Genomic DNA, 23,337 nt, shown 5'->3' with positions numbered 1-23,337 from the left:
AGCTGTCTGAAATCCGCTGTAGTATTGGTCTTGATATTTTGTTTCCCAAACGAAACAATGGGTTCTTCGTACATAATTGTTTCCCGTGGGAAACATTTATTCTTATGAACAATATATTTAACTACAGGCAAATTGTCAATAATAATTAATATTTGTGTTACAATTTCAGCAGAAGGAGTGATTGGGTTGAGAATCGAAGAGTTAAATCAGGAGCAGAATCAGCAGGAAATCTCGGGATTACTGGAGGAACATAGCCGGCGTATGGACGACAGCATTCCGCCTTATGAGCGCGAAGTCATCTCGCTGGCAGCGTATGAAGGCGATACATATGTTGGGGGCATTACTGGAGATATGGTCTGGAAGATTCTAAATGTTCATCTGCTGGCCGTCGATCCCGTCTATAGAGGCAATGGACTAGGCGCAATATTGCTCAAGGAGCTGGAAGACAGGGCCCGGTCGCGCGGCTGCAAGGTGAGCGAATTAACGACTATGAGCTGGCAGGCTCCGCACTTTTATCAGAAGCAGGGGTATGGGATCTTCGGTGAGATCCATGATTGTCCCCAGGAAGGCCAGACGAAATATTATTTGAAGAAAAGTCTTGAATAGCAACGCAAAAATGCTCCCAAACTGCCTGGGAGCATTTATTATATCTGCGGGAATTATGAGTTCACTTAATTAACCGACTTATCATATTGTAGATAGACTACATGTGTCTGCAGATATTCGTTCAACCCGTGTTTGCCGTCCGCTCCACCGATCCCGGACTTTCTCCAGCCTGCGTGGAAGCCCTGCATCGCCTCGAAATTCTCGCGGTTGATATAGGTTTCACCATATTTCAGGCGTTTAATCACTTTCATGGCTACGTTAAGATTCTGGGTATATAAGGACGAGGTTAAGCCGAATTCACTGTCGTTGGCAAGCGCGATCGCTTCATCCAGAGTTGAGAACGATATGACCGGGATGACCGGTCCGAAGATTTCATCCTGCACAATCTCCATGTCGTTGGTTGCATTCGTAATGACCGTCGGCTCGAAGAAGCTGCCTGCACCTTCCACCTTTTTGCCTCCGAGCGCAATTGTGGCGCCCTCTTGTACTGCCCGGTCTACCTTCTGCTGAACTGAATCTTGTGCGGCCTTATTAATCAGAGGTCCCATCTGAATATCCTTATCCTTGAGCGGGTCTCCGTATTTCACTGCCTTCATAACCTCTACCAGGCGGGAGGTGAATTCATCCTTAATGGACTCATGCACATAGACGCGCTCTGCACAATTACAGACTTGGCCTGTATTAATCACCCGGGAATCCACAATCGCTTTGATCGCCAGGTCCAGATCGGCATCCTTCATGACAATGGCCGGTGCCTTGCCCCCAAGCTCCAGACTGACCTTGATGATATTCTCGGCGGCTGCCTCCATCACCTTTTGTCCGGCGGGTACGCTGCCTGTAAGACTGACCATTCCGACTTTCGGGTTACTGGCCAGTTCATGGCCCACTTCTCCGCCCCTGCCTGTTACCAGGTTGAATACCCCTTTGGGCAGACCGGCTTTATCAACAATGCGGCTGAAGGCCACTGCATTATTCGGAGATTCCGCACTTGGCTTGACGACAATCGTATTGCCGGTAATCAGCGCCGGAGCCATCTTTCTCGCGATCAGGAAGAACGGGAAATTCCAGGGGAGGATGCCTGTTGTTACACCAATCGCCCGTTTAAACACAAAGATATTCTCATTATCACGGTCGCTCTGAACGATCTCCCCTTCATACCGCCGTGCCCATTCCGCCATATAATCCAAATAATCAGCTGTAAAGTTAACCTCTACCGTAGATAATTCAAGTGTTTTGCCTACTTCTTCCGAGATCAGCCTGGCGATGCTGTCCGCTTCCGCGCGAATCCCGTCTGCAATGGCATGCAAATATCTGCCTCTCTCCACCGCCGGGGTCTCCTCCCAGGCCGACTGGGCTTCCTCTGCTGCATTAATGGCACGTATGACATCATTCCTTGTAGCCTTGGGAACCTGTGAGATTACTTCATCTGTTGCCGGGTTGGTTACTTCGATCCATTCTTTGCCTTCGGATTCCGTAAATTGGCCATCGATATACATCAAATGCTTGGTCACTGTTTCTCCCCCTCAAGGTAGATTATTACAATTGCCCCACCATAGTGTAAACGCTATCAATATTTATTGTCAATAAGATTCACATTTACTATTTGTTTTTGTGTTGTTTTTCATTGACTTTTTGAGTTAAGCTATAATTATAGGGTTACATTGATTGGAGGGATCGGTCGTGAAAGTCAGTATTTTCTCTACTTGTTTAGTAGACCTTATGACCCCAGATGTCGGTATTGCTATGGTTGAAGTTCTTGAGCGGCTGGGTTGTGAGATTGATTTCCCGGCTTCGCAGGTCTGCTGCGGGCAACCCACATATAACAGCGGCTATCTGAAGGATTCCAAGCTGGCTATGCAGAATATGATGCTTGCCTTCGAGCACTCCGATTATGTTGTGGGTCCGTCCGGCTCCTGTATCGCTATGTTCCATGAATACCCGAAGATCTTCAAGGGTGACCCGCAGTGGGAGTTGAAAGCGGTTGCTTTGAAGGAGAAATCCTATGAGTTCACACAGTTCATCGTCAAGGTGCTAGGCGTTACCGATGTTGGTGCAAGCCTGGAAGGAACCGCCACCTACCACCGTTCCTGCCACATGACAAGGCTGCTGGGTGAGAAGGAAACTCCGTACCAATTACTAGAACAGGTCAAAGGACTGCAGCTGGAGCCGCTCAAGAACAGCGATAACTGCTGTGGCTTTGGAGGAACCTTCTCGGTGAAAATGCCTGAGATTTCCGAGCAGATGGTGGACGAGAAATGTGGCTGTATCAAGGATACCGGAGCTGATATTCTGATTAGTGCGGATATGGGCTGCCTGCTGAATATCGGGGGCCGATTGTCCCGCAAGGGTGAGCCTGTCCGGATCATGCATATCGCGGAAGTGCTGAATCAGCATCAGTCTGTTGTAAGCAGAGGGGGAAGCCGTACATGAGCCTGCAAACCGATAAACGTGATTTCAGCGAACGGACATTGGACGGCCTTGGGGATTCGTTCATGCGTAATGCTGTCGGTTCAGCACAGGACAGTCTCAAGACGAGACGTCTGTCTGCCGCCACCACACTAGGGGATTGGGAGCAATGGCGGAACGTGGGCCAGCTCATCCGCCAGCATACCCTGCAGAACCTGGATTATTATCTGGAGCAGCTCGCTGATAATGTTGAGAAACAGGGCGGGCATGTCTATTTTGCTGCTACCAAAGAAGAAGCCAGCAGTTATATACGGGATGTTGTTGTGCGTAAACAGGCCACCAAGGTCGTTAAATCCAAATCCATGGTTACGGAGGAAATTGAGCTGAACCGGGTCTTGATTGAAGCCGGCTGTGAGCTGATTGAGACGGATCTTGGGGAGTATATCCTCCAAATGGATGATTGGGACCCTCCCTCGCATATCGTCGCTCCCGCATTGCATAAAGACCGGAGACAAATCCAGCGGGTGTTCTCAGAGAAGCTTGGATATACAGGCGATGAAACGCCGGAGAATCTGGCCGGATTTGCCCGGACGGTCCTGCGCCAGAAGTTCCTGGAAGCGGAAGTCGGCATCACGGGCTGCAACTTCGCCATTGCTAATCTGGGAGCGATCAATCTTGTAACCAATGAGGGCAACGGTGATCTTACGGCTGCCATTCCGAAGACACATATTGCGGTGATGGGTATGGAGCGGATTGTTCCGACCCTGGAGGAAATGGAGGTGCTGGATAACCTGCTCTGCCGCAGTGCTGTCGGACAGAAATTAACCAGCTACATTACCGTAATGGGTCCATCTGCTGCCGGAGAGACAGACGGTCCCGAGGAATTCCACCTGGTTGTCGTCGACAACGGCCGGTCCGATATTCTGGGAAGTGAATTTAACGAGGCGCTGCAGTGTATCCGCTGCGGAGCTTGCCTTAATGTCTGTCCGATCTACCGTCATATCGGCGGGCATGCTTACGGTTCGATCTACCCCGGTCCGATCGGCGCGGTAATCACCCCGCTGCTTGGCGGCTACGATGACTATAAAGAGCTGCCTTTTGCATCCAGTCTCTGCGGCGCTTGCACAGATGTCTGCCCGGTGAAGATTCCGCTGCATGAGCAGCTGATTATGCACCGTCAGAACATTGTGCAGCAGCGGAGAACAGGTGCCGGAGACCGGCTTCAGATGAAGGCAGCCAGCCGGCTGCTGTCCTCCCCTGCCCTATTCGGCCGAAGCCTGCGGTTTGCACACTCTGCCAGCCGGCTGATGAGCAAGCGCGGACGAATCGTAAGAGGGCCCGCCTTGATTCACGGCTGGATTCATGCCCGTGACCTGAAGCAGCCCGTCAAGCAGCAGGACAGCTTCCGGGCATGGATGGAGAAACGTAAAGGAGGGGCAGAGCAATGACAGTATCCTCGAATAAGGAGGCTTTTCTGAATACAATTGCCTCTAAGCTGGGCCGGGAACGTAAGACTCATGTTCAGCGTCCTGTTATACAGGACCTGATTCCGGACAGCTATGGCCAGCTAACTAACGACGATTTGGTAGAGATTCTTAAAGAGCAGTGTTTCTTCATTCATACTCAGGTGATTGAATCGAATCCGGAGATTCTGCAGCGGACGTTGGACGATCTTATAGAAGCGAATGGCGGCGGGATCGTAATGACTTCCGGAGATTCCCGTTTTGAGGGTTACGGGCTGGCGTTCCCGGAAGCATTCGTATGGGAGGAAGCAGCAGGAAGAGAGGCGAATATTAAGCGTGCCGAATCGGCGAATACAGCGATTATCTTCGCCGACTGCGCACTGGCCGAGTCCGGAACGGTTGTGGTGGAGAGCCGCCCGGATCAGGGCCGCTCCCTCCACTTCCTGCCTGCCCATTATATTGCGGTGATTGAGCGGCAGAGGCTTGTGCTCCGCTCCACTCAGGCAGCAGCAGCGTTTAACCGGAGAATTCAAGCCGGTGAGCCGGTGGGCTCATCCATTAATTTCATCTCCGGTCCCTCCAATTCGGCCGATATTGAAATGAAGCTCGTAGTGGGTGTACATGGACCGCTGAGAGCCACCTATGTACTTATCTAGTAATCCGTAACATCAAATTCTCTGTCTTTATAATAATACTTCCGGTCTTCTTCGGTGATCTCACGGATAATTCTGCAAGGGCTTCCTACAGCGATCACGTTATCCGGTATATCTTTGGTCACTACACTGCCAGCCCCAATTACTACATTGTTGCCAATGGTTACGCCGGGATTCACAATGACATTGCCGCCTATCCAGACATTATTGCCGATTGTTATAGCAATACCGTACTCATATCCAGAATTTCTGGAGTCCGGATGGATGGGATGACCTGCTGTATAGAGCGATACATTCGGAGCAAACATGACATTATCACCGATGACGACTCTGCCGACATCAAGAATGGTACAGTTGAAATTAGCATAGAAATTATTCCCTACGGAGATATTCGTTCCATAATCACAGTGGAAGGGCGCTTCGATATGAATTACCTCTCCTGTCTTGCCGAAGATCTCCCGGATCAGTGCTGCTCTCTCCTCTTCTTCATCGGGACGGAGCAGATTGAACTGGTGGACCTTCAGTCTCGCAGCTGTTCTCTCTTCCGTTAATCCATCGAGCCAGGCTTTATAAGGAAGTCCTGCAAGCATTCTTTCTTTCTGGTTCATTGTTTGTTCCTGCCTTTTCCTGTAGGGTTGCCGGCTATGCTGCACTTCAGCCAGAACTTATTAAACGACTTATAATAAGTTATACCATAATTATAGCTGAAGAACAAGCAGCCCCGCCGGCTGGCGGGGCTGCGGGACATTTTACATTGTCACATGTGCTCTCTTATATAGAACAGGTATTGCTGCTGCAATAAGGATGATCCCCATAACAGCAGGTGCGGCGTGTCCAAGAGAAACGTAGATTTGCCCTCCAATGAGAGGTCCGATCATTCTGGCCAGCGCCTGAATTGATTGGCTGCCGCCTTGAATCCTTCCTTGTTCACTCGAATCCACAGACTTGGAGAGCATCCCGTTGAATGAAGGCCCGAAGATCGAATCGCCAAAGCCGAAGATGAACATCCCAACGATGAACAGCGGATAGAAAGCTAAGAGAGACGAGACGGCAATGAAACCATAGCCTATAATTTCCGAGACCATTCCAAGCACGGCGATCTGCTGATCACTTAATTTCTTCAGAAGCTTGGGCATGATGAAGCCTTGTGACAGGATATCCTGGAAGCCCATAATGGAGAACATTAGCCCGATGATTACCGGCTTCCAGCTGAAGGAATCCATTGTGAATTGTGAGAACACAGCCTGCATAGATCCATTAGGTATCCAGAGCAGGAAGGCGGAAATAAGCAGCCTGTTCAAGTTTTTCATGGAGAGCAGACTGGCCAGCTGTGAGAATGGATTCAGTCTAACAATGGTAATCTCTTTCAGTCTATTATTCTTGCTCAGACTCTCCGGCATGAAGAATAATCCGTAGATAACATTCAATAAAGTAATGGCCGCACCAAAATACATCGGTACAGCATAGCCAAACTTGGCAAGTAATCCGCCTACACTCGGCCCAATAATAGTGCCTGCACCTACTACCGCACTCACCCAGCCAAAGTACTTGGTTCTTTGCTCTGGAGGAATAATGTCGGCAAAATAGGCGAAGATCGTGCTGATGCTCCCGCCTGTTATACCTTCTATGATCCGTCCGGCGAACAGTACCCATAGGGCTCCTCCTATCCCGAAGACGAAGTACCCGATCGCAGAACCGAGCAGACATAGTATGAGCAATGGACGGCGGCCAAATTTGTCGCTTAGTGCTCCAAGTACCGGGGCCGCAAAAAACACGCAAAATGCATAAACGGAGGTCAGCAGCGTAACCATTACCGCTTGTTCTCCCGGATTATGGGTATACGGCTGCACTAAGAATGGAACGACAGGCGCTATGATAGTGAAGCCTATTCCGCACAGAAATACAGAGATAAGGCCGAAGATCAAAGCGTGTCTGTCTACGGTTTGTTCTGTGTTCTGTGTAGGTTGTGATCTGGATTTGAACATGTAATTCTCCCCTCAAACGCTATGATTATGTTTCCTAGGAAACATAATCATCCTACCTCACTTTTGTGTCCTCGTCAACAAAAATCGCAATAACAAAATCTCCTGGGCCGCCCCTCAGTCCGCCTCACCCGCAGTTTTCTATGCAATAAAAAGACAGCCGCTCTCAATAGAGCCCGGCTGCCTTTGGTTTCATATCATTATTCAATTCATTCTGATTTCAAATCTGCACTGAGCTTCGTGATTTCTGTATCCAAATGCCTGCTATACTTCTCAATGAAGCCAAGCATGTTGTCATATTGCTCCTCGGTTACCTGCTCGAATACGGCTTTATCCCGCTCCCGGAATTCCTGGTGCAGTTCCTCATGGACTTTGCTGACTGCTTCCCCTTGCTTAGTAAGCCTGAAATAGATTTCTTTCTTATTATCCGGCTTCTGGTAACTTTCAATATAGCCCTTTTCCATGAGCTTCTTGGTTATTTTACTTATGGCACTTCTGGTCATATAAAAATGCTCTGCAAGTATAGTCACGTTGGAATCCGCATTTTGCCCGATATATTCGATGCAATGTACCTCAGAGGGCTTGTACCCCTTAAGACTCTCTTCCATCTTGGATTTATTCAGCCAGCTCAGCTTGTTAAATAAATCCCTGAAACTCATCAGGACCTGTTCTTCTTTATTCATGGCCTGTCCTCCCAACGCCTTAGTGCATTTTCATTATTATTGTAGCACTTATTCCACCCGGTAGGTCCAAAAGGATTCCCGCCCGAAGCGGATTTGAATCTCCTCCGCTGTCAGCTCCCGGCTTCCAACAAGCTCCGCCGCCTGATATTGCGAAGTGTGAGCCTGAATCGAGGCCATTTTCCTCGCAAGGAATGCAGTCACATCTACATTCACATCCGGCGGACCGATCATCTGCTCATGGTTGCTGGAGAATGCAATGCAGTGAACCATCGGCCGTTCCGCAGCCGGGAGCCTGCTAACCGCCCGGATAACAGCGGCTCCGGTGGCATCGTGATCGGGATGTACACTATATCCAGGATAAAAGGTAATGACCAGTGATGGGGTCAATTCTTTGAGCAACGCCAGCAGTGTATTGTCCAGCAGCTGCGGATCTTCGAATTCGATCATTTTATCGTGGAAACCAAGCATCCGTAGGTCTTGAATGCCAATCGCACGGCAGGAGGCTATCAATTCTTCCTTACGAATCTCCGGCAAAGTAACCCGGTTCGCAAACGGCGGGATTCCCATGTTCCGCCCCATCTCCCCTAAGGTCAGACAGGCATAGGTCACTTCAGCACCGCCGTCTATATACTTCGCCAGGGTACCTGCGGCAGCGAAGGCTTCATCATCGGGATGCGGAAATACAACTAGAATGCGTTTATGTTCATACTGATTAGTATCCATGGATTACAACCTCCTTCACTTTTCATTGTTTCCATTGAAGTATTCAATAACGACGTCACGGAATATCCGTCCAGCCTGTGAAATGTAGCGGTCTTTATGCCATAACAAGGCGATCTCCCTGACCAGACCCTGATCCTCGATAGGGATCAACAGGATATTATCCTGTGAATTCTTGGCCGTGCCGGGGATGAAGGCTAAGCCGATTCCGGCTTCCACCAGGGCAACCAGCCTTGCCGGCTCATCCCCTTCATACGCATAGCGGGGTGTAAAGCCTGCAGATTGGCACACTGAGTCCACTAAATCGCGGATACCATAGCCTCTTTTCACACCGGCAAACCATTCATCCTTGAGTTCAATTAGCGATAAGCTCCGGCGGCCTGCCAAAGGGTGACCTACTGGAACGGCAACATATATAGGGTCGTTGCAGACGATTTGACATTCCATATCATCTCCCCATACCGGCGGTGAAGACAAACAGAAATCGACCTCTCCCCTTCGAAGAAGGGTAATCATCTCCTGCATGGACAGCATTTGTACGTGGAAATGGACAGCAGGCAGCTTTTTGCGGAATTCCCGGAGGATATTAGGCAATGTGCTTGCAGTGGTTACGGCTAATTCAAGTGTATCCGGCTCCAGGCTGGACAGATCTCTAAGCTCCTGCCTCCCCTGCTCCAATTCAAACAAGGCCTTCTCCGCACGTGGAAGGAATCTGCTGCCGGACTCATTTAAGCGCAGCTTCCTCCCGGTCCGGTCAAACAGGGGAACCCCAAGATCCTCTTCCAGGCGCTGAATGGTCTTGCTGAGTGAAGATTGAGTCACGTGCAGAGTGAGTGCAGCCTCGGTCATATGCTCCAAGCGGGCCACAGTGATGAAATATTGTAATTGAAGAAGCTCCATACCCCGCCTCCATTCATTCCCTCAAGTCTATGAAATCATAACATAAAATGCGTTGGAGTAAATAACTCGTTTCAAGTACGATATCCTTAAAGAACTTACAGGGGGAAAATATAATGAATGCCCGCAGCTGGTGGTTAATGATATCCGTTGGGCTGGGAATCCTGCTAAACCCGCTCAACTCTTCGATGGTTTCTGTGGCTATACCACGATTACAGCATCAGTTCCAGCTTGATTACACCGCAGTCTCCTGGATCATCTTCTCATTCTATATTGCCAGTGCTGTTGCTCAACCCGTCATGGGCAAAGCCAGCGATCTATTCGGCCGCAGGACCATCTTTCTTACCGGGCTGGTTATCGCCTTCGTTGCTTCTATATTAGCCCCCTTGTCCCCGGGCTTCGGGTGGCTGATCGTATTCCGGATTGTACAATCCATTGGAACGAGTATGGTGGTTGCGGTAGGAATGGCTATTGTGCGGGTGCATATTACGGAGAAGCAAGCAACCGCGCTGTCTGTGCTGTCCATGTTTACCTCGGGAGCCGCAGCCATTGGACCTTTTTTCGGAGGGGTACTCATTCACTTATGGGGCTGGTCGTCCATCTTCTTCATCAATGTTCCCTTTGTGACGGCTAGCTTTGTGTTAGCCTGGAGGACTATTCCGAAGGACCAGCCACCGGCTTCACCTGCCAATAAGCTTTCAGTAAGACAATGGATGAACCGGATGGATGTGCCGGGTATTCTGCTGTTCACTGTAGGCCTGATTGCCCTGCTCGCCCAATTACTGTCTGCCAAATCCTCCGGGCATGTCTCCTTATTTAATGTTATTGCCGGCTTGGCCGGAATCGTTCTCCTTACAGTCTTCGTGCGGCATGAGCTCAGCGCAAAGTCGCCTTTTATTCCGCTGCGGACTTTCGCGAGCTATCCTGCACTGACCTGGGTCAATCTTCAGTTCATGCTGGTTAATCTTCTGTTTTATTCTGTCTTTTTCGGCTTGCCGTCTTACCTGCAGCTGGTTAGACATGTCAGCGAGTTCCACACAGGAATTCTTATGTTAAGTCTGGGACTATGCTCGCTGATTATTTCACCGCTGGCAGGAAGATGGATTGATAGATCCGGACCAAGACCGGCAATGATAATCTCCGCAATCCTTATGACACTTGGGTCGGCATGGCTCGTGATTTTGAATCCTTCATCACCGGTAATCAGCGTATGTCTGGCCCTGGCGGCCTTCGGAATCAGTAACGGACTGAACAATGTTGCGATGCAAGCCGCCTTATTCAACAGTTCACCGAAAGACATTATCGGTGTATCCTCCGGGCTATTCAGTACGTCCAGATACTTCGGGACTATCCTCTCTTCACTGCTGATCGGCATCGTGATGGGAAACCAGTTCAGCTTCGAAGGATTCCAGGTACTGGGCATCATCCTCACCATTGTTGCTCTGTCTCTAGTGTTTATGAGCCGGCGGCGTATGGATTCAGCGCAGCAACTATAGAATCTTATAAAAAGGCTCCTCCGCAGTCCTATTGACTGTAAGAGGAACCTTTTTATGTTCTTGTGGTGAGTATCTGCACACGTCTATGCTTCTGCCATAAGCCCCTTCAATCTTCCCGAAACAGATTCACTATCAGGGAAGATTGCGGCGGCACAGGTAAGAACGCGGATAGCTTCTTCACGGTGGCCCCTCCAGCTTAAGGTATCGGAGACGCGCACAAATTCAAAATCAACAAAATAATGCTTGTCCTTCTCCAAACTATTGATACGCTGGTATTCTTCAAGTGCAATATCGATTCCATTCGTTACAGCAGCTTTGGCAACAAGATGTGCCATCGACTGCTTGAGCTGACTAATATCCGAACCCAGCAGCAGATCAAGGATTGGATAGGTTGCACTGCCAAGCCATACATAGTCACAGTTGGTCATTATTGAGATGCCTATATTGTTATCCGGGAACAGGATCAGGTCACTCAGAAAACCGGTATCCCATCCGGAATGCGAGAGAATCCGGGAGCCTTTATACTCACCCAGGAACCAGCCCAACCCGACATGCTTATGTTCAGGTCCCCAGCCTGTAGCCATAGTAGGATTCCACATCTGATCATAGCTGCCGGGCTGTAAGGCATTATACCGATTCTTGGCCTTCCCCTGACCCAGCTGCATCAGCATATAATGGCACATATCTTGGGCGTTGGTATACAGCGTGGAACTGGGAGCATGCGCCCTGTTGTAAGGAAACACTTCACTTACGCTGGGGCCGTACCCTGCTGAATTCTTCAGCACATGAGGAGCGGCCAGAGCCGTTTCCACCTCCTGCTTCAGAAATGAACTGGATGTCATCCCCGCCGGTTCAAGAATATGCTCATTCATATACTGCTCAAAGCTCAGTCCGCTGACCTTGGCGATCAAATCGCCCAGAACTTCATAAGCGATATTACTATAAGCAAAATGAGTGCCGGGTTCGCTCAGCAGCTTGTGACGGCTGACACTTTTCACGTACCGTTCGAGACACTCTTCGTCATATTCAGGCCGGTCCCAGGCATAATCCTCTTCATCCGGCATGCCGGACGTATGGTTGAGCAGCTGTCTTACAGTAACCTGGAGATAACGTTCATCCTCCATTTTGAAATACGGAAGATAGTTCGTGATAGGCGAATCCAGCTCTACCTGTCCGCGTTCCACCAGCTGCATAACGGCTGTAACTACGAATGTTTTGGAGACGGAGGCTTGATGAAATAAAGTGCTGCTATCCACTGGCTCACCTGTCGCCACATTGGCTGCTCCATACTCACCTGTGAAGATAACCTCGTTATCTTTAACAATGCCTATAGCTAATCCCGTAAACGGTCCATTCTCAACAAAATCGCTCAACATCGCGTGCAGCGGACTTACTCTGGTCTTATCAATATTCATTCAGTTGCCCCCCTAAATGTGCCGTACTCATTGGATAAATATAACATCACCAGGGGTTACTTAATGTATAATAAACAGATTAAGCTGAACTTTCCCTAAGCTATCCTTCAACCACGTCAGCCCGCAGGGCGGTGGCAATTTCGAGCATTACAGGAACGATAGCTTCCGTAGAAAGAGCAACGTACAGATCTCCCATGTACAACCGGAAAGGGAATTCCATCCCCTCATAGCTCCACATGAAAAAATCACCATCGATGGACATCGTACTCTCGGGTCCTTTTACAGTTAAGACTTGCGAATACGAGAAATCGGGTTTGTCTGCAAAATACTGTGTGCACTCTTCCAAAGTAATAGCTTGCTCTTCATTATCCTGTTGCATGGAACGGGTGATACGCAAACGCTGACTCATAGATGAACCTCCGGAATTTTGATTATGAATGCTATGAATGCATTGCTCTTGCTAGATCAGATCTGACGGATTAAGAATAGCCAGAATCTGATGATCCTCCCATACTCCCTTGATCTTCACGTTGCGCTGGGCAATTCCTTCCCTGTGGAATCCGGCATTCTCCAGAACACGGATCGATCCGGGATTTCCGGGGGAAGCTTCCCCTGTGATCCGGTGGAACTTCAGCTCCTCGAAGGCATAGCGTACTACTTGCTTCACCGCCTCCGTCATGTAGCCTTTTCCATTATACTCTTTATCCAGGCTGTATCCGATCATACTGCTCTGCAGCGGTCCCCGCACCACAAAAGACAAGCTTACAGTGCCTATAATCCGGTTATCCGCCTTATGACATACCAGGAAATCGTATCTATCGTCCGCAGCTCTGTCTTCCTTATACTTCAAAATCCTGTCGCGCTGATACTCTTCTGTATAGAACTCATCAGGAACGTCCGGAGAATGCTCTTCGAAAAACTCCCGGTTGCGCTTGTACATCGCCGTCAGCTCAACAGCATCTGTATCCTCAGGGAACCGTATGTAAACTTGTTGTTCTGTCATCAGTAACACTCCTATCCAGCTAAATTCATCACATAATTCACTGCATCTTCGAGATTAACGGCTATATAATCCGGCTCCGTGACGGACCATTTCTCTCTATACTTTTACCTCATCTGAACCGCCTATCGTTCCATCCCGGTCAATGAATATTGCACTTACATCTGCGCACAAACTAAATCTCCTCTCGGTTTCGCTGCAATGACATCCCCGAACTGGTAGGTCCAGAACCGTTCTGTGCCGAACTTGCTGCGGATAATATCATCTGTTATATCACGCCCGCCAAGAAGCTTGTCCTCCTGGAACTGGGAGCTGTGCGACAGGATAGACTTTATTTTAGTAGCGAGGAATCGGGTCACATCTATACTTACATCCGCCTTCCCGATCACCTTCTCATGATTGTTAGAGAAAGCAGAGCAATGTACAACTGGCCTTTCTGTCAGAGGTAACCGGGCAATTGTGCGAATAACAGCAGCTCCTGTGGCATCATGATCGGGATGAACGCTGTAACCGGGATAAAAGGTAATGACGAGCGACGGAGTCAGTTCCTGAATCAGCTTCATAATCTGACTATCCAGCAGATCCCGGTCTTCGAACTCGATCATTTTATCATGGAAGCCGAGCATTCTTAAGTCTTGAATACCTATGGACTGAGCGGACGCAGCCAGCTCCAGCTTACGTATGGCCGGCAGGGTGACACGGTTCGCGAACAGCGGCACCCCCATGTTGCGGCCCATCTCGCCTAAGGTCAGGCAGGCATAGGTAACCTGAGCACCTTCTTCTATGTACTTAGCCAATGTCCCGGAGACAAAATACGCCTCATCATCAGGATGGGGTAACACCACTAAGATTTTCTTATTTGTCATAGTTCTACTATTCACGGTTGCTTGATCCTCCATTTGCATTAAAAAGGGTTCCGGCTAAGCTGCAATGCCACAATCAGCTTGCCCTGATTATCATGTCCGGCCAGGATTAGCCGCTCGGTTTCGTTCTCATCCACATGGGTAAGCCCTTCCGCATAAATCCAGCCCTGCTCTGTCTTCAGGCCGACCCGGTAAGGCCCAGTTCCGGAAATCGAACCATGTGTGTAGCGGATAACTGCATTACTGATGAACGCTGATCCCGGCGGACGCGAACTGTCGATGTGACTGGCGTAAGCGCCTGTTGTAAGTTCGAGATGAATATATAGGTCCAGACCGGTAAACCGGTCGATATGGGACTGGATTTCTTGGGGTTGAATTAGCTGCATATTGTCCTCCTACAGTGTACGATTGTATTTCTCTGCGACATGATTAATGACCGGAATAATCAGATGATCATCGATGAGCCCCATCTTCTCCGGCCGGAACAACTGAACTTTCTTAAACTGATAGTAGTCCGTCAGTACCTGCTGAATAGAGGTCTGATTCTGCAGTAAATACTTCGTATTCATAATCTCACGCAGCAGCAGCTCATCTTGAAGCAGAATGAATCTTTCGTTGATCGGCTGGAATATGCCTTGGTCTATACCGTGGCGGTAAAACTCTAACGATTGCGACTCGCGCTGCAGTAGAGCCGACTTCAGGCTGTCCGACAGCTCCGGGTAAGCGCCCTGCAGTTCCTTCAGGAAAACCTCTGATATTTTACCGGCGAGCGAAACCGACTGCTCAAACAGCTGCTGAAAGGAAACCCCGAATAATTCTCCCTCCACCTGCACGGAAGGAAGCTTTAATTGATCTATGTAGTCCACAAAAATGTACACTACACCGGCAATGACCTCTTCTTTAGAGGAAAAATGCTTGTACATAGTCGCACGGCTGACATCCATCAGTTTCGCGATTTCTTCCATTTTTAACTGCTGAAAGCCATCCTTCATAACGGCTGGAATGATTTTTTTCAAAAGCTTGCTTTGCGTCAGGGACTTCTTTGGGTCTAAGGACATACTGTTTTTTCCTCCTGTTGGCCAGTCAATCCATTATACATGAAAATTACAAAGGACGAAACACAATGCACATATTAGACACTTTATGTTCTTTTTGTTTACTTTGAATACTTATCGTGATATTATTTCCTCGTCATCAAACTAATCCATCTTAAGAACAGGAGATGTCTGTATGTTTACAATAGACAGGTTATACGTGAATGGTGAGTTTATTGAGCCGCAAGGAAAGGAACTTCAGCAGTTGATCAATCCGGCTACCCAGGAAGTGATAGGTCAGGTTGTACTCGGTAATGAAGAGGATGCCAGACTGGCTATTGCTGCAGCTAAGGAAGCTTTCGCCACCTTCTCTCAGACTTCTGTGGAAGAGCGCAGTGAAATGCTGCAGCGGCTGCATGATGCTGTTCTGGCGAACATGGATGCAATGGTGGAAGCAAATATTGAGGAATATGGTGCCCCGAAAAAATCAGCCATCGGCCGCGTGAAGCTGGCTGCTGCTAATTTCCTCGATACGAAGCAGGCGCTGGACAACTTTGAATTTGTCCGTTATATCGCTTCTGCCAAGGTAGTCTCTGAGCCCGTTGGTGTCGTCGGGATTATTACGCCCTGGAATGCAAGTTATTCACAAATCACCGCGAAGCTTGCGGCAGCCATTGCTGCGGGATGTACAGTCGTCATCAAGCCGAGTGAGCTTAGTGCTATGCAGACCGGAAGAATTACGGAAGCATTCCACAATGCCGGACTCCCCAAAGGAGTCATTAATGTCGTGAATGGTTACGGCCATACCGTGGGTGCCGAACTCACCCGTAATCCGGATGTGGCGCTGATTTCTTTTACCGGCTCGACCCGTGTCGGCAAAGAAATCCTGAAAAGCGCAGCAGAAACCCTGAAACGGGTTACCTTGGAGCTCGGGGGTAAGTCACCGAACATAATTCTGGATGATGTTGATTACACCAAAGTGATTCCAGTAGCGATAGCTCAAGGATTTATGAATAATGGGCAGGCTTGTGTGGCAGGTACGCGAATTCTTGTTCCGGAGCATCGTCTCCAGGAAGTGAAGCAGCTGGCACAATCAGCAATCGGGGCAGTGAAAGTCGGTAATCCCTGGGATGAAGACACGGTGCTTGGCCCAATTGTTACGGAGAAGCAGTTCCTGAACGTACAACGCTATATTCAGATAGGTATCGAGGAAGGCGCGGAATTGGTGACTGGAGGCATAGGCCGGCCTGCTGGATTAGAGCATGGTTATTTCGTTAAACCCACTCTATTCGTAAATGTTACTGAGGATATGACAATTGCCAGAGAGGAAATTTTCGGACCTGTATTAGTGGTTCTCACCTATAAGACCGTGGAAGAAGCGGTTGCTATCGCCAATAACACCAACTATGGGCTTGGGGCCTATGTGCATTCCGCGGATCTGGATCAGGCCAACCGGGTTGCATCCAGAATTGCCGCCGGCGTTGTGAGCATCAATGGTGCCAGCCCGGAAATGAAAGCCCCCTTCGGTGGTTATAAACAGTCCGGATTAGGAAGAGAATACGGGGAATATGGTATTGCGGAATGTCTGGAGACGAAGACGATTACGGGATACAGTATAAAATAACTAAAGTTGCTCAAGGAATTCAGCTGAAATCCTTGAGCAATTCTCTTGCTGTAATATGGACTTCTTCAAGTTCCTCACCCTTGGTTGGGTTATAGGCTATTCGCTGAATCTGCGTCTCTAATGGATGTCTGAATTCTTCAGGCAATTGACTTACATAACACTGCAGACACCATTCCTTCCATATGTCATCTCCTCCATTTAGAACCTCCGCTACGTATGGAACCGTCTCTTTAGGCACTGTCAGCAACAAATTGCATACTTTTCTGCTATAGGCCAGTTTATATCCTGCAGCCATTGTAACAACTCCGGGATTAATGGGATGAGGTCAGTTGGTCACCAACATCCCTCCTTGTGCATATGCTAAAGCCATATTGCTTACAGGAAGGAAGTTGAATGAATTGCTACGTACGGACCCGGTATATCAGATTCTGAAGTTGCTTGAAGAAGAGAAGGAACCCCGCTTCAATCAAATAGGTATGGACGAAAGGGATTTCAATATTACCCTGAACCATATTTACGAAGCTGGTTATGCTAAATCAGGTGAGTTAACTCACTCAGGCCTCAACTATATTCATGGGTATGAACAAAGGTTGAAATTCAACCAGTCCCTGCAGAATTCTTAGTATTGTATTACAAAAGAAAAAGCCTCAACGGTGAGGCTTTTTCAGTAAAGTACCGTTTACGAATGATTTAGGCGCAATCCTCTACAGCTCATAGTAATATTTCAGCTTGTTATTAATGAAATACAGATATTGATGGCCGTAAACGATATATCCCAAATCTTCGTTGTAGCTGTCGGGCTCTCCCCACGACAGATAGACTTGTTCAAACGTCATGTCGGTAATGATCCGCTCATCCCGGATAGCAGCCCATACGGCATCACTGCTGGGATAAGCTGTTCTAGGATTCTTAAAGTAGAATAGCTCCTTAAGGTAATCAACAGGGTTAACGGTCGTGTCTAGACTGATATAGATTTCCTGGCCGTTCGCCCGGCGGATCAGTACCTCTAGACCGCCATCCCCGGGACTGGAACGGAAATCTTTGACCGTAACCTTCTCCATGTTCTTAAAAGGACTGTCCGGAATCTTTGCATTTACAGCCCATGCCGGATCACCGTTGAAATTTTCTTTGAAAGCAAAGAGATTCTCTTCGGTGTACAACGTGTCGGTCTCACTGTCGTCCAGATCCAGCGTCCAAGTTATTCCAGCTTCGCTCAGTAGGGTGAAAGTAGAAGTATTTGTATCGTCCGCGTATTGAACATCTGTCACCCAGTGGCTGCCGGGATGTGCATATAGATAGACCTTCTTGCCCACAGCCTGGCCCATGGTTCCTGGCAGCTTGCTGATGGCGTAGAGCATACTGTTGCTCTTTATTTTGCCATCTTCCGTACTCCAGATGAACAGAGTATACGAGCTGGTGGCATATTTGCCGTCTATAGCTCCAAGCTTAAGCAGTGTTTTGAACGCGACATAGTTGGAGTTTTTGTACAGTATAGAGTTGTCCTTGTTCAACTTCGCGCTTCCCTTACTTCCGGTGATGGTCACAGCAGAGGCTGCGGTAGCAACGGTAAAGCCGGGAATCTGATTCAGCAGCTTCACAGGTACATAAGCCGAACCATTGACAAGTACAGACTTGGATGCCGAGATCATAAGTGTCCCGTCTACAAATGTGGAAATCTCCGTGTACTTCGGTGCTGCGGCTGCAGCTGCATTTCCGGCTCCTCCTGGATACCCTAATCCGATCATGAGCAACAGCGTGGTGAGCAGTAATACAAGCTTTTTCATAGTTGTTCTAATTCCTTCCCCCAATGTATGTAAGCTGCTCCGGCTGCACGCCGGATTAGCCCAAACCAGTAAATTCGACAATAAGTTAATTATTTCCTGCTAAATTCCTTGAATCATCGGCTTTCTGTGACAGAGATCTGGTGACTTTTATAAAATCCTGCACAGAATACAACATTTCCCTCGTCATATCGTCCCAAATCCAAAATTGTTGTATAAACTTCCATGACGCCTCGGCGTCACCCCCTAGAATGAAAATAGGTACTCCCTATGTTTCTATACCTAAAACCTGGAAAAACTAAAGATAACAAATCTGTGGACGAGCATTTATTGGGGCCAAAAACCCTGTTGTATAAACTGTCCTATTGCGACTCTCAGGCACCGCCTATTGCACATCAAAGTGCGTGTATAAAATTCTAAACGAATGAGCGCATGATTTGTGAATTGACAGGAAAGTAGGATAGATTCATGGATGCTATACGTGAATGCTGTGCGGGTCTCGATGTTCATAACAAAACGGTTGTCGCTTGTATTCTAAACGGACCGCTGGACCACACTCCCCAAAAGCAAATCTCGACGTTCGGAACGACAACGCGTGAATTATTGCGGCTTCAGGACTGGCTTATCGCGAATCGGTGTCAGGAGGTAGCGATGGAGAGTACAGGGGTATTATGGAAACCGGTCTGGAATGTACTCGAATCGACGTGCGACATCGTCTTGGCGAATGCTCGGACGATTAAAAACATTCCTGGACGAAAAACCGATATGAACGATGCCTTTTGGATTGCGAAACTCCACCGGTGCGGATTGGTTCAAGCCAGTGTGGTCCTGCCCGAGCAGTTGCGGGATCTGCGGGACTGGACCCGGTACCGGGTGAAAATGGTCCAAGCGATCACTGCCGAAAAGAATCGGATTCATAAACTGCTGCAAGATGGAAATATCAAATTGTCTAGTTTCATCACGGATGTCTTTGGCGTATCGGGCCGTTTGTTGCTGGAGCAGTTAATGAATGGCGAGGTGCTGGACGAAGAGCAGCTTCGCGGGCTCGTGAAGACAAAACTAAAGAAAAAGGTCCCTGAACTCATGGACGCGTTGAATGGACGTGTGCGTCGTCATCATCGGGAGATGATGCGGCTTCACTGGGATCATCTGTTGTATCTGGAGAAGCAAATCGAGCAAGTGGAAGCCCGGATTGAATGCAAGCTAGCCCCATATGCCGAAGAACTGGAGTGGCTCGATTCGATCCCTGGGATTGAACGCAATACGGCTGCGGCTATTTTTGCTGAACTCGGTCCGGAGGTTCATAAGCGTTTCGAAACGGAGGAACAATTGACGTCTTGGGCAGGCGTCAGCCCGGGAAACAAGGAAAGTGCAGGAAGGAAATCTAAAACGAAATGTCTGCCGGGAAACAAGTTTTTGAAACGCGCGTTAACCCAGGCGGCATGGGCCAATGAGAAATCCTCCAATCGTATCGGTCAGCACTTTAGGCGGGTTCGAAAGCGGCGTGGAGACAAAAAAGCGTGTGTAGCCACGGCACATTTACTGGTAAAGATTATTTACAGTTTAATGAAAAACAGATCTGGATACGAAGAAAAAGACGTGCCGGAGAGCACGTCCAAGGAAAAGGCGTTAGCTTATTACTTGAAACAAATCGAAAAGTTAGGCTTAACGGTTCAAGTGACGTCCCCCGAAACGAGCTGATTTTTAAAAATCGCTCAATAATTGGGGTAGGGGGACTTTTTGCGCCTTTAAGAGTAAGTTTATCCCGAAAGAGTTACTTTTAAAACACGTACTAAGCTAATGCCTACTAAAGCCTACGTTTATTTTCGTATAAAAATGCAGGAATTCACCTTTTTCAAGCGGCTTAGCCGGATTATTCTTGTATTTTATACAACAATCTTCCCAAACACCCCGCTACCCATGAATCAAAGTTGTAATACGTACAACATTGTTGTCTAAGGCCAATAAAAAGCAGACCCCAGCTGAAATTTCACCGGGGTGCCTGCATTTTTATCTGCTTCGTTAGTTGAAATCTACTTCTCCATTACACTCTGCCTTGAACCGTTCCTGGAACTGCTGCTCAAACTTCAGCTTGGCATCAAAGATGCTCTTCGAACGGTCGTAATTCAACTGGCCTCGTGACTTCTTAAGATAACTATTGTACTCTTCACTCTCCCAGAACTGGACTGCTTCCAGTACATGCTCTTCACCATGCGCACTATTGAGGAATTTCATCCATATCTCCATGGTACCGAAATGATCCAGCATATCAGCATCTTGTACAAGCTTTATGTAGTAAGGGAGCTCCTCATGATTGCGGATATTATGAAGTGCAATAATGTCAGATATGAATTCCAGCTGCTCTTGGGAGCATTCATCCTTAAGCAAGGATTTCACCAGAACAGAGCCGGTCTCCTGGTAGGGTTCAATCCCTTTGGTCACATCATGAAATACTGAGGCAACATAAATGATATCGTCCATTGCTTCTTCATCCGGGAACAATTTTTTTCTTTTATAGGTAGCGAAGCCGCTAACCATTGTATACCAATTATTATGTAATAACTAGATATAATTGAAATTACAGGGCATTGATGAATATGCTCTGCTCATTCCCCTCATCTCCCTATGTGCAGAAGCGCCAAAAAGCCGCCAACCGGCGGCTTCTTCTGTATATAGGTGAACTTTTACATCCCGCGGTCTGATCCAAACACAAGCCCGGCGCTCGACTTCGCCTGTTCAATGACCCGCATCACACGCTCACTGTGCGCGAGCCTATCCGCAGCATGCTTCCGGTCCTGCTCTCTAATGAATCGTTCAAAGTAAATGAATTCATCATACATCCGGTGGGGGTGATCCTTGTGATTCACACGGACGGGATGCTTCCTAAGCGCAACATAATCAAAGGAGTCACACCCGTTCGCGGAGCCGTTAATGTGTATATACCCTTCCGTCCCCTGTATATTTACTCCGCTGGGAGCTGAGCTGTCTTTGGCGCCAATGCAGACACATTTGAAATCTCCGTAATCCAGCAGCAGCACCCCCGACGTATCGATTCCCCGTTCCATGTTCGCCCGGTATACGACGTTCCGTGGACTTCCGAAGAAGCCGACGACCAGATGGATATTGTAGATATTTATATCCATCAAGGCTCCGCCGGACATCTCCGGATTGAACGCAGGCAGGATCTCGCCGCGTTTGAAGGCATCATAGCGGGAGGAGTATTGCGAATAGTTGCACTCCACTATTTTGATCACACCCAGACCCGGCAGATGCTCCTTCACCGCCGCGACATTGTTCAAATATTGATTAGAGATGGCTTCAAGCAGGATAAGCCCGCTTCGCTCAGCGATCTCTTTCAGCTCCAGAAACTCCGCGAGATTGGACGTGAACGGCTTCTCACAAATAACATGCTTACCGCATAATAACGCCTCCTTAGTGAAGGCATAATGCAGATGATTCGGCAATGCCACATATATGGTATCCACATCTGTATCCTGAAGCATTGCACTGTAATCAGTATATAGCCTGGCTATCCCATATTGGTTCTGCAGCTCCTGCAGTGCGTCTTCCCTGCCGGGTCTGGCGAAGATCGCTGTCAGGGAAATCCCCGGAATCTCTCCGATGAAGCTGAGCAGATCCTTGACGATCATCCCGGCTCCGGCTATTCCTAAGTTCATTTAGCGGCACCCCTTCATTCCCTGCTCCAGAATCTGCATAACACCTATGGTCTCTTCATCCTTAATCACTTTGTCCTTGCCGAGCACGATTGCATCATAGATACCGTCATATACACGGGCATAATCGCCTATGGCTGAGATGACCTTCTCTTCATGGTACTTGCCCTCATCATCGAGATAAGTTAGAATACCATAATGCTCCGGCAGGTCGATACCGAAATCCACATGCCCCTTTGGCAGGTAAAATAACTTCAAATGCTCCTCCTGACGGTCCTTCGTCTGCTTGACGAACACGCCTTTTTTACCGTATATCACAAAGCTAGGCCGCTCTTTGAGCCGGAAGTAACTGGATTTGACCGACACTTTTAGCGAAGGGTAGAAGAAATCCAGATCAAAGTAATCGTTCATCTGCTGCGGTCCCAGCAATTGGCGGACGTCATAATGGATAGTCTCCGGTTTACCGAAATAGGACAGGACCTGATCGATGGTATGACAACCATGACCGTACAAGTAGCTGTAGTATGTAGAGAACGGGGTTGAAGCCGGAACCTCTGGACGATAGTAATCATAGTGCATTTCCACTTCCAGCAAATCTCCGAGCTTACCGGATTCTATGACCTGCTGCGCAGTGAGGAAGTCCGAGTCATAACGTCTGTTCTGGTAGCACTGAATGATCAGATTTCTCTCTTTGGCGTATTGAAAGATGGAGACCGCTTCTTCTTCCGTCAGCATAAAAGGCTTCTCCACCAGAACATGCTTGCCGTGGTCCAGCGCCATTTTGGCATAATGATAGTGGGAATCGGTGTTTGTGCACACTACAATCAGCTGAATCTCCGGGTCGTTCATCATAGTTTCAAGATCGTCCGTATATTCAATCCCGGGTACTCTGGGCCATTCCGTTTTGGACAGTGAGCGGGCATAGATCGTCTTGACCTTCAAGTGATCACGGTTCATGGAAAATGGAAGGTGATAGCGGTTGGTGCTCTTGCCGTTGCCGATATAGCCGAGTGTTAACATTATAGTTCCTCCTCTTCTCT

The 23,337-nt window shown here is 48.4% G+C and carries 25 protein-coding genes; 8 read left to right on the top strand and 17 right to left on the bottom strand.

Features of this window, described 5'->3' with window-relative positions; genetic code table 11:
- The first annotated feature begins 186 nt into the window (after positions 1–186).
- The gene (locus PBOR_RS17445) at positions 187–606 is read left to right on the top strand and encodes a GNAT family N-acetyltransferase (protein ID WP_042213771.1); all 420 of its coding nucleotides are present in this window, start codon (positions 187–189) and stop codon (positions 604–606) included.
- 65 nt (positions 607–671) lie between these two features.
- On the opposite strand, the gene aldA is transcribed toward PBOR_RS17445, so the two are convergent.
- Complete coding sequence (gene aldA, locus PBOR_RS17440; protein WP_281191755.1) at positions 672–2,117, bottom strand: aldehyde dehydrogenase; 1,446 nt, start codon at positions 2,115–2,117, stop codon at positions 672–674.
- A 169-nt stretch (positions 2,118–2,286) separates the two neighbouring features.
- On the opposite strand from aldA, the gene PBOR_RS17435 reads away from it, so the two are divergent.
- The 3 genes from PBOR_RS17435 to PBOR_RS17425 are packed head-to-tail and all read left to right on the top strand — an operon-like array spanning position 2,287 to position 5,131.
- Positions 2,287–3,036 carry a (Fe-S)-binding protein gene (locus tag PBOR_RS17435; protein ID WP_042213768.1) on the top strand — a complete coding sequence of 250 codons (750 nt, stop codon included), beginning with the start codon at positions 2,287–2,289 and terminating at the stop codon, positions 3,034–3,036.
- Positions 3,033–4,460: a LutB/LldF family L-lactate oxidation iron-sulfur protein gene (locus PBOR_RS17430; RefSeq protein WP_042213765.1), complete on the top strand. Its 1,428-nt coding sequence runs from the start codon at positions 3,033–3,035 to the stop codon at positions 4,458–4,460. The genes PBOR_RS17435 and PBOR_RS17430 overlap by 4 nt, the downstream gene beginning before the upstream one ends.
- Complete coding sequence (locus PBOR_RS17425) at positions 4,457–5,131, top strand: LutC/YkgG family protein (RefSeq protein ID WP_042213763.1); 675 nt, start codon at positions 4,457–4,459, stop codon at positions 5,129–5,131. The genes PBOR_RS17430 and PBOR_RS17425 overlap by 4 nt, the downstream gene beginning before the upstream one ends.
- Here PBOR_RS17425 and PBOR_RS17420 read toward each other — a convergent pair.
- From PBOR_RS17420 to PBOR_RS17400, 5 genes are all read right to left on the bottom strand, one after another.
- On the bottom strand, positions 5,128–5,736 hold the full coding sequence (locus PBOR_RS17420) for a sugar O-acetyltransferase (RefSeq protein ID WP_042213760.1): 609 nt from the start codon (positions 5,734–5,736) through the stop codon (positions 5,128–5,130). The genes PBOR_RS17425 and PBOR_RS17420 overlap by 4 nt on opposite strands.
- A gap of 141 nt (positions 5,737–5,877) precedes the next feature.
- Complete coding sequence (locus PBOR_RS17415; RefSeq protein ID WP_042213758.1) at positions 5,878–7,113, bottom strand: MFS transporter; 1,236 nt, start codon at positions 7,111–7,113, stop codon at positions 5,878–5,880.
- 206 nt (positions 7,114–7,319) lie between these two features.
- Positions 7,320–7,793, bottom strand: a complete 474-nt coding sequence (locus tag PBOR_RS17410) for a MarR family transcriptional regulator (protein ID WP_042213756.1) — start codon at positions 7,791–7,793, stop codon at positions 7,320–7,322.
- A gap of 48 nt (positions 7,794–7,841) precedes the next feature.
- Positions 7,842–8,516, bottom strand: coding sequence for a bacillithiol biosynthesis deacetylase BshB2 (gene bshB2 / locus PBOR_RS17405; protein WP_042213754.1), 675 nt, complete (start codon positions 8,514–8,516; stop codon positions 7,842–7,844).
- A gap of 15 nt (positions 8,517–8,531) precedes the next feature.
- Positions 8,532–9,413 (bottom strand): LysR family transcriptional regulator, encoded by an 882-nt coding sequence (locus tag PBOR_RS17400; RefSeq protein ID WP_042213752.1) that lies wholly within the window; start codon positions 9,411–9,413, stop codon positions 8,532–8,534.
- Between the two features lie 113 nt (positions 9,414–9,526).
- Between PBOR_RS17400 and PBOR_RS17395 the strand changes: the two genes are divergently transcribed.
- Positions 9,527–10,906, top strand: a complete 1,380-nt coding sequence (locus tag PBOR_RS17395; protein WP_042213749.1) for an MFS transporter — start codon at positions 9,527–9,529, stop codon at positions 10,904–10,906.
- Positions 10,907–10,989: 83 nt separating this feature from the next.
- Here PBOR_RS17395 and PBOR_RS17390 read toward each other — a convergent pair whose 3' ends face one another.
- The 6 genes from PBOR_RS17390 to PBOR_RS17365 form a co-directional block, all read right to left on the bottom strand.
- Positions 10,990–12,321 carry a serine hydrolase domain-containing protein gene (locus PBOR_RS17390; RefSeq protein WP_052429520.1) on the bottom strand — a complete coding sequence of 444 codons (1,332 nt, stop codon included), beginning with the start codon at positions 12,319–12,321 and terminating at the stop codon, positions 10,990–10,992.
- Positions 12,322–12,421: 100 nt separating this feature from the next.
- Positions 12,422–12,730, bottom strand: a complete 309-nt coding sequence (locus PBOR_RS17385; RefSeq protein ID WP_042213747.1) for a hypothetical protein — start codon at positions 12,728–12,730, stop codon at positions 12,422–12,424.
- 51 nt (positions 12,731–12,781) lie between these two features.
- The gene (locus PBOR_RS17380) at positions 12,782–13,324 is read right to left on the bottom strand and encodes a GNAT family N-acetyltransferase (RefSeq protein WP_042213745.1); all 543 of its coding nucleotides are present in this window, start codon (positions 13,322–13,324) and stop codon (positions 12,782–12,784) included.
- Positions 13,325–13,479: 155 nt separating this feature from the next.
- On the bottom strand, positions 13,480–14,187 hold the full coding sequence (bshB2, locus tag PBOR_RS17375) for a bacillithiol biosynthesis deacetylase BshB2 (RefSeq protein ID WP_042213743.1): 708 nt from the start codon (positions 14,185–14,187) through the stop codon (positions 13,480–13,482).
- A 38-nt stretch (positions 14,188–14,225) separates the two neighbouring features.
- A complete protein-coding gene (locus PBOR_RS17370; protein ID WP_042213740.1) occupies positions 14,226–14,570 on the bottom strand; it encodes a YojF family protein in 345 nt (114 codons plus the stop codon).
- A 9-nt stretch (positions 14,571–14,579) separates the two neighbouring features.
- Complete coding sequence (locus tag PBOR_RS17365; protein WP_042213737.1) at positions 14,580–15,242, bottom strand: TetR/AcrR family transcriptional regulator; 663 nt, start codon at positions 15,240–15,242, stop codon at positions 14,580–14,582.
- 172 nt (positions 15,243–15,414) lie between these two features.
- Here PBOR_RS17365 and PBOR_RS17360 point away from each other — a divergent pair, with 172 nt between their 5' ends.
- Positions 15,415–16,842, top strand: coding sequence for an aldehyde dehydrogenase family protein (locus PBOR_RS17360; RefSeq protein ID WP_042213735.1), 1,428 nt, complete (start codon positions 15,415–15,417; stop codon positions 16,840–16,842).
- 19 nt (positions 16,843–16,861) lie between these two features.
- On the opposite strand, the gene PBOR_RS35020 is transcribed toward PBOR_RS17360, so the two are convergent.
- Complete coding sequence (locus tag PBOR_RS35020) at positions 16,862–17,137, bottom strand: DUF5071 domain-containing protein (RefSeq protein WP_052429519.1); 276 nt, start codon at positions 17,135–17,137, stop codon at positions 16,862–16,864.
- Between the two features lie 34 nt (positions 17,138–17,171).
- Between PBOR_RS35020 and PBOR_RS17350 the strand changes: the two genes are divergently transcribed.
- Positions 17,172–17,465, top strand: coding sequence for a hypothetical protein (locus tag PBOR_RS17350; RefSeq protein ID WP_042213732.1), 294 nt, complete (start codon positions 17,172–17,174; stop codon positions 17,463–17,465).
- An 81-nt stretch (positions 17,466–17,546) separates the two neighbouring features.
- On the opposite strand, the gene PBOR_RS17345 is transcribed toward PBOR_RS17350, so the two are convergent.
- A complete protein-coding gene (locus PBOR_RS17345) occupies positions 17,547–18,626 on the bottom strand; it encodes a hypothetical protein (protein WP_042213730.1) in 1,080 nt (359 codons plus the stop codon).
- A 465-nt stretch (positions 18,627–19,091) separates the two neighbouring features.
- Between PBOR_RS17345 and PBOR_RS17340 the strand changes: the two genes are divergently transcribed.
- Entirely contained in the window at positions 19,092–20,324 is a 1,233-nt protein-coding gene (locus PBOR_RS17340) for an IS110 family RNA-guided transposase (protein ID WP_042211610.1), read from the top strand.
- Between the two features lie 321 nt (positions 20,325–20,645).
- Here PBOR_RS17340 and PBOR_RS17335 read toward each other — a convergent pair whose 3' ends face one another.
- The 3 genes from PBOR_RS17335 to PBOR_RS17325 form a co-directional block, all read right to left on the bottom strand.
- Complete coding sequence (locus PBOR_RS17335; RefSeq protein WP_157764057.1) at positions 20,646–21,104, bottom strand: HD domain-containing protein; 459 nt, start codon at positions 21,102–21,104, stop codon at positions 20,646–20,648.
- Positions 21,105–21,307: 203 nt separating this feature from the next.
- Positions 21,308–22,300: a Gfo/Idh/MocA family protein gene (locus PBOR_RS17330; protein ID WP_042213725.1), complete on the bottom strand. Its 993-nt coding sequence runs from the start codon at positions 22,298–22,300 to the stop codon at positions 21,308–21,310.
- A complete protein-coding gene (locus tag PBOR_RS17325) occupies positions 22,301–23,317 on the bottom strand; it encodes a Gfo/Idh/MocA family oxidoreductase (protein ID WP_042213723.1) in 1,017 nt (338 codons plus the stop codon).
- Between the last annotated feature and the right edge of the window lie 20 nt (positions 23,318–23,337).

It is taken from the genome of Paenibacillus borealis (genome assembly GCF_000758665.1).
Classification (GTDB): Bacteria; Bacillota; Bacilli; order Paenibacillales; family Paenibacillaceae; genus Paenibacillus_AQ; species Paenibacillus_AQ borealis.
Note: the sequence above shows the minus strand (reverse complement) of the source record. Positions and strands in the feature narration are given on the sequence as shown.